The organism is Streptomyces sp. ActVer, from assembly GCF_027270795.1.
In the GTDB taxonomy this organism is placed as follows: domain Bacteria; phylum Actinomycetota; class Actinomycetes; order Streptomycetales; family Streptomycetaceae; genus Streptomyces; species Streptomyces umbrinus_A.
Map to the genome: position 1 here is coordinate 1 of NZ_JAPWHT010000515.1, position 6,983 is coordinate 6,983.

Consider the following 6,983-nt stretch of genomic DNA (forward strand, 5'->3'; position numbering starts at 1 on the left):
CTCGCCGCCTGCACGCCCAACAAGTAGTCACCGAATCACCGACGTCCCCCACGGGCGCCCCGCACGCCGGCCGGGGCGACTCCGGGGCCCGCAGGGTGAGGGCGGGCACCAGGACCGACCGCACCAGCAGGGCGTCGAGCAGCACGCCGAAGGCGACCAGGAACCCGACCTCGATCAGCATCACCAGCGGAAGTGTGGCAAGGACCGCGAACGTGGCGGCCAGGACCAGGCCTGCCGAGGTGATGACGCCACCGGTGGCGGAGAGGGCTTTGAGCATGCCCTCTCTGGTGCCGAGGCGCACGGTCTCCTCCCGGGCCCGGCTGGCCAGGAAGATGTTGTAGTCGACGCCGAGCGCCACCAGGAACAGGAATGCCAGCAGCGGCACCGAATAGTCGATGCCCTTGAACCCGAGGATCGTGTCGAAGACGAACACGCTGCCGCCGAAGGCTGCGGCGAATGAGACGATCACGGTGGCCATCAGGACCAGCGGGGCCAGGATCGCGCGCAGCAGCAGCCCGAGGACGATCAGGACGACGGCGAGCACCAGCGGGATCACCAGCTTCTCGTCGCGCTTGGTGGTCACCTCGGTGTCGAGGTTCTCCGCACTCGGCCCGCCGACGATCGCCTCCGCCCCGCTCACCGCGTGCACGGCGGTGCGCACCCGCTTGATCGTGTCGTACTCTGCGACGGTGTCCGGCGCGTCCTTCGGGAACACGGAGATGTTGGCCCAGCCACCGCTGGTCTGCTCCGGGATGGCCAGGGCCACACCGCGAGTGTCCTTGACGATGTCGAGCACCCGCTCCTGGTGCGCCGGCCGCGTGAAGATCGTCATCGGCTGGCCGCCGAGCTCCGGGAAGTGCTGGCGGAGAACGGTGAAGCCGCTGACCGACTCCGGCGCGGACAGGAACTGGTCCTGCTCCCGCAGGGCGCCGGTGTTGCCCGCCAGCCCGAGGGCGAGCACGCCGAGGACTCCGAGCGAGCCGAGCGTCGCCACCCACCGGCGGCGGCTGATGGCGGTGCCGAGCCGTCCCCACAGCCCCGGCTTCTCCTCCACGGCCGTGCTGAACCGCGGGATGGCCGGCCAGAAGATCCGCCTGCCGAGCACCACGAGCACCGCCGGGAACAGCGTCAGCATGGCCACCAGCGCGCACAGGATGCCGGCCGCACCGATCGGGCCCAACCCGCTGGTGCTGTTCAGGTCCGCGACGAGCAGGCAGAGCAGGCCGGCGACCACGGTGGCCGCGGACGCGACGATGGCCGGCGCCGCGCCGCGTAGCGCGTGGACCATCGCGACCCGGACGTTCTCATGGTGGTGCAGTGCCTCCCGATATCGAGCGATGAGCAACAGCGCGTAGTCCGTGCCGACGCCGAATACCAGGATCGTCAGCAGCGCCGAGTTCTGGTCGTTGACCACGATGCCGAAGCCCTTGACGAGCAGGTAGACGGTCCCCATCGAGGTCAGTGCGGCCGCGCCAACGGCCACCAGCGGGATGATCCACAACACCGGGCTGCGGTAGGTGAGGATGAGCAGGAGCGTGACGACGACGATGGTGGTGAGGAGGACCTGCACGTCGATGCCGTCGAAGACGGCATCCATGTCGCCGTCGATCGCGCCCGAGCCGGTCACGTCGAGTTCCAGGCCGGAGGGGCGGTCCTTCGCGGCGTCACGCAACGGGCCGACGATGTCCTCCGGTGCGCCGTAGGTCGTGCTCACCTCGAGGGTGAACATCATCGCCTTGCGGTCGGTGGAGGGGCTCGTCGGTGAGCCCTCGTCGTCTTCGTCGGCCGCCGTCGCCTTCGGCGGGTACCGCTTGGCAAGGGTGTTGTAGTGGCGCTCGACCGTCGCGCGGTCGGCGTCGGTCATGCCGCCGGCGCGGTGGTACACGAAGACGAACGTGTTGTTGTCACCGCCGGGGAGACTGTCGTCCAGCACCGCCACCTTGGTGGACTCGGCACTGGCCGGCAGGGTGTCTACGGCGCTGTCGGTGGTCACCGAGCTCAACTTTCCGCTCAGCGGCACCATGCCCGCCGCCAGCACCAGCCACAAGCCAATCACCAACCAGGGCACCCACAGGCCTGCCAACCGACCGGCCGGCGCTTCCCCGGACGGCGCTGCGTTGACTGCCATCACTAGCCTCCTACATACGGGTTGCATCGCTTGTCTGATGCCTACTTCCTAACGAGCGAACCTGAGACGACCGTTAGAGCCTGTGAAGTAACCGGCGTCCGTTGTAGATGGTGATGTTGATCATCGATGTCTTGTGGGTGGGTGCGTCGCGGTGAATCGTCCGCGCCGCTATCCGTCGGACGCCTCGGACACCGAGTGGGAGATCACCGCGCCGTACATCCCGGTCAGAGGCACTCGGGCAGGTGCCGGCGGGCGCCCGGTCTTGTATCCACGGCGTGACATCGTGGCTGGACCACGACGGTGATCTGCCGGTGTTGGAAGGCACTTTGATCCGCCTCGTCGTGGACCACCTGCCGAGCGATAGTGACCCGAAACCGTTGTGGTTGTGGTCTTCACGCGTGGGCGCGTCATCCTTGCCTGTAGACCGGTTGTGGCAGACGTTCTTGCGCCGCTTCGACCTTGAACACACGTTCCGGTTTTTCAAGCAGACCCTCGGCTGGACCGTGCCGAGGCTCCGCGACCCCCGCGCTGCGGACCGGTGGACCTGGCTCATGATCGCCGCGTACACCCAGCTACGCCTGGCCGGCACCTCGCCGCGGATCTGCGCCGGTCGGGGGAGCGCCCCGCTCCCGCAGTCAGTGAAGGGATTCTGTCGATGACCACACTGTCCACGCGTCCACGCCCGCTCGCGGACGTGGCTGAGCCTGCGTCAGGGCCGGCGCGGGCTGCTCCATCTCGCACTGCTCGGCGGCGGGCTCATCTGGCTCTACCCGTTCCTGTGGGCGCTGGGCAGCTCGCTCAAGAGCACCGACGGCTTCTTCTCCGGCGGACTGAACCCGATCCCGTCCGAGTTCCACTGGTCCAACTACAGCGAGGCCTGGACGCAGGCGGACTTCAGCCGCTTCTTCGTCAACACGGTCCTGTTCGCCATGGGAACGGTCGTCGTGACGCTCCTCGCCACCTCGATGGCGGGCTACGTCCTGGCCCGCACCGACTTCCCCGGCAAGAAGATCTGGCTGGGCCTGGTCGTAGTCACGCTCTTCCTGCCGCACGGCTACACGATCATCCCGGTCTTCGACCCGATCCAGCGGCTCCATCTCCTCAACACCCTCTGGTCGGTGATCATCGTCCAGTCGGCGGGCGGGATGGTCTTCGGCACCTTCCTCTTCATGGGTTACTTCACGACGATCGACCGGGGTCTTGAGGACGCGGCCCGCGTGGACGGGGCCGGCTTCCACCAGATCTTCTCGCGGATCATGCTGCCGCTGTCCGGGCCGATGCTGGCGACCGTCGGCCTGTTCGCCTGCATCACCGCCTGGAACAGCTTCTTCATCCCGCTGGTCTTCACCCTCTCCCGCCCCGAACTGCACACACTGTCGGTGGGCATGTTCAACTTCATCGGCCAGAACTCCACCGCCTGGACCCTGGTGTGCGCGGAATCGGTCATCACCCTGCTGCCCATCGTCCTGATCTTCGTCGCACTGCAGCGGTTCTTCATCAACGGGCTGGCCGGGGCGGTCAAGTAGGAGCGAGGAGTTCGTACGGTCCTGCGCCACGGGGATCGACACGGTGGATCGGCGCGGTCGTCGTGCTGAGCGCGCGCCCCGTGCCTCCCGAGCGCAGGGCGATGATCTCCGCCACGATGGACACGGCCGTCTCCTGTGCGCTCCGGCCGCCCAGGTCCAGACCGACGGGGGAGCGCAGCCGGGTGAGAGCCGCCTCGGGCACGCCCGCCTCGCGCAGGCGGCGCATCCGGTCCCGGTGGGTGCGCCGGCTGCCCATCGCCCCCACGTATGCGGCGTCGGTGCGCAGCGCCACCTCCAGCAAGGGGACGTCGAACTTCGGGTCGTGTGTGAGCACACAGATGGCGGTGCGTTCGTCGACGTCCGTCCTGGCCAGCCAGCGGTGCGGCCAGTCGACGACGACCTCGTGCGCGTCCGGGAAGCGGGCGGGCGTGGCGAACACGGGGCGTGCGTCGCACACCGTCACCCGGTGGCCGAGGAACGCGCCGAGCCGTGCCAGGGCTCCGGCGAAGTCGATCGCACCGAAGATCAACATGCGCGGGGGTGCCGCGAACGACTCGACGAAGACACACGTTCCGTCCGTGAGACGACGCACCGCGGCCCAGTCGGACCCGGCATCGTGGTGAGAACCCGACGACCTGTCTCCCCGGGCGCGGAGGGACAGGAGCGCCGCTGCTTCAGCATCCCGCTCCCGCCCGCCGACCGTGCCCATGACCCGACCGTCGTCCAGGACGAGCAGGCGAGCCCCTGCCGGAGCTGGACCGGACAGCACTGTCACCGCTGCCACTCTGTGGCCCCGGCGCACCGCCTCGGCAAGGGCCGACCACTGGGCGAACTGCTCCTCACCCACGGGCCGTACGGCGACCTCCAGCGAACCTCCGCAGGGCAGGCCCACCGCGAACGCGTCATCGTCGTCGACGGCGAACGTCTCGCCTGCCGGTTCGCCCGTGTCGAGGGTCTGCCGTGCCATCTCGTACACCGCGCTCTCGACGCAACCGCCCGACACACTGCCCGCCACCTCGCCGTGCTCGGACACCGCCATCGCGGCGCCGGGCTGCTTCGGCGCGGAGGACCAGGTGCGCACCACGCTCGCCACGGCGAAGCGGGTGCCCGCCGTACACCAGGCGTCGATGGTTTCGAGGATGTCCCGCACCGCTCAGACGCCCGCCGGGCCGGGGACCTGGCCGCCGAGCAGGCTGCCCGCGCCGGGAACGACCGTGGGCAGACCGAGTTCGACGAGGATGCTGTACGCCGTGGCGGTGGCCGCCGAGAGCACCGGCAGCCCCGCCGCGTCCTCCACCGGCTGGATCGACGGCAGGGAAGGCATCTGGACACAGGCGGACAGGACGAGCGCGTCGGCCCGTGACAGATCCAGCCGCCGCCAGTGCTCGCGCAGGTCGGCCGGGTCGAGGCGGGCGACGGCCAGGTTGTCCGGCACTTCCAGGCTCAGCGCGTCCACGACCTCGACACCCGCGTCCTCGATGTAGTCCGCGACCAGCTGGGTCAGCGGCTTCAGGTACGGCGTGACGATCGCGACACGCCCGGCGCCCAGGGCCTTGATGCCGTCGAGCAGGGCGCCGGCGCTCGACACCACGGGGGCCTGGGAACCCTCGGCGCGCAGCACACCGGTGATCTCGTCCTCGGCCGTGCAGTGGTATCCCGGCCCCTGCGCCATGATCGCCACGAGACAGGCCGTGGCGACCACGTCGGGCCGGGCGTCGGCCAGCTCCAGCGCCGCACGCCCGGTCTGCGCGTTCATGGCTCGCAGCTGCTCGGGCGTGACGTGCCGCATCCGCATGCGGCTGCTGTGGAAGACGAACCGGTCCTCCGGAACCACGGACTCGCGCTGCCGCATCATGCGCGGCAGCTCCGTCTCCATGGTCAGGTTCGAGCTGGGCACGATCATGCCGATGCGGTGGTCGGTCACAGGGTCCTCCGGGTGTCCTGCGTACGTGGGATGCGTACGGTGGTCGGCGACCGGGGAACCGCTGTCCGCGGCGGCGGGTTACGAGTCCTCGGCCAGTCCCTCCCAGTGGTCGGCGAGGGACGTGAGCAGATGCATGACTTCTTCGCGCCGCTCGGGGCCGAACGGTCCGAGAAGGCGTTCGTCGAGCTGGCGCGCGCGGTGGTTCGCGCCCTGGAGGGTCTGCTCGCCCTCCTCCGTGAGATGGAGCAGCTTGCGGCGACCGTCGTCGGCGGCCGTCCTGCGCACGATCAGGCCCCGGTTCTCCAGTCGCCGGGCGACGTCCGCCATCGTCGACGTGTCCAGGGAGACCGCGGACGCCATGGATCGCTGGTCGCTCCCCGGCGCCGCTTCGACGGCCTGGAGCACCGCGAACTGCGGGCCCGTGAGCGTCGGGTCGACGGCACGGATCCAGGCCGCCAGATACGCCTGGTAGAGGCGGCGGACCTGGTAGCCGGGCGCGGCGGTGAGCGCGGGCGGAGGTCCGGGAGGCGTGGACGTCGGGGTTGAGGTTTCGTCACCCATGGAGCCCACTTAAGCACGGCACTTGATCGAGTCGTTAGCCGGACCTGCGGTCTCCGGGAACCCGCGCACCGGCGTCACGCCAGCATCGGGCGCAGTACCTGGCGCAGGGCCGTGAGCGCGGCGGTCGGGTTGTCCCAGAACAGCATGTGGCCGGCGTCCGGGATCTCGGTCAGTACGGCCGACGGCAGCAGCCGCGCCGCCTCCGCCGCACCCTCCGCGGTGACGACAGGGCTGTCCGCGCCGTACAACAGTGCCGCGGGCCCGGGAACGGAGGGCCACCAGCCGAAGAAGTCCTCGCTCTCGAAGCCGCGGTGCGTGGCAGTGACCGCCTCCGTGTCACAACTCGCCAGCCAGCGGGCCCGCAACTCCTGCTCACGGCGCGGCCAGCGCGGCCAGGACCGGGCCACCTCGTCCGCGTCGGTACCGCGCCGCGCCTGCGCGAGCTGGTCGAGGAAGGCGTCCAGGGCGGTGGGATAGGGCCCGCGTCCGGGCCCGCTCATCGGCGGATCGCCCAGCACGGTGCCCCGCAGCCCCACCTTGGCCCGCACGGCGGTCACGGCCGCGATCCGAGCGCCCATGGAGTGCCCGAAGAGGACCGGCCGGTGGAGGCCGAGGCCCGCGACGACGGCCTCGGTGTCCTCGGCGTACTCCTCAGGACCGTACGAGCCACCGCCGTCGGACAGCCCGCGCCCACGGACGTCGACGACCAACGGCCGGACCAGAGACGTCAGTTCACGAGCCACGAAGTCCATCGTCACAGCCGGACTGGTGATGCCGGGCAGCACGACCAGCGGGACGCCGTCGCCCCCGTAGTCCAGGACGTGCAGGCGTGTGCCGCCGGAGC

General features: G+C 70.0%; 6 protein-coding genes and 1 pseudogene. 2 read left to right on the top strand and 5 right to left on the bottom strand.

Features of this window, described 5'->3' with window-relative positions; genetic code table 11:
• The coding region (locus O3Q52_RS45950) for an MMPL family transporter (protein WP_269654433.1) at window positions 1-2,128 on the bottom strand (2,128 nt) is incomplete at its 3' end.
• A gap of 278 nt (window positions 2,129-2,406) precedes the next feature.
• Here O3Q52_RS45950 and O3Q52_RS45955 point away from each other — a divergent pair.
• Window positions 2,407-2,759 (top strand): annotated as a pseudogene (locus tag O3Q52_RS45955) (transposase); the annotation flags it as partial.
• 298 nt (window positions 2,760-3,057) lie between these two features.
• Window positions 3,058-3,654, top strand: a complete 597-nt coding sequence (locus tag O3Q52_RS45960; RefSeq protein WP_269654434.1) for a carbohydrate ABC transporter permease — start codon at window positions 3,058-3,060, stop codon at window positions 3,652-3,654.
• Here the strand turns inward: O3Q52_RS45960 and O3Q52_RS45965 are convergent.
• The 4 genes from O3Q52_RS45965 to O3Q52_RS45980 all read right to left on the bottom strand — a co-directional run.
• A complete protein-coding gene (locus O3Q52_RS45965; protein WP_269654435.1) occupies window positions 3,647-4,804 on the bottom strand; it encodes an XdhC/CoxI family protein in 1,158 nt (385 codons plus the stop codon). The two genes, O3Q52_RS45960 and O3Q52_RS45965, sit on opposite strands and share 8 nt — an antisense overlap.
• A 3-nt stretch (window positions 4,805-4,807) precedes the next feature.
• Window positions 4,808-5,578, bottom strand: coding sequence for an aspartate/glutamate racemase family protein (locus O3Q52_RS45970; protein WP_269654436.1), 771 nt, complete (start codon window positions 5,576-5,578; stop codon window positions 4,808-4,810).
• 78 nt (window positions 5,579-5,656) lie between these two features.
• Complete coding sequence (locus tag O3Q52_RS45975; protein ID WP_269654437.1) at window positions 5,657-6,139, bottom strand: MarR family winged helix-turn-helix transcriptional regulator; 483 nt, start codon at window positions 6,137-6,139, stop codon at window positions 5,657-5,659.
• A 74-nt stretch (window positions 6,140-6,213) separates the two neighbouring features.
• A partial coding sequence (locus O3Q52_RS45980; RefSeq protein WP_269654438.1) for an alpha/beta fold hydrolase occupies window positions 6,214-6,983 on the bottom strand: 770 nt, incomplete at its 5' end.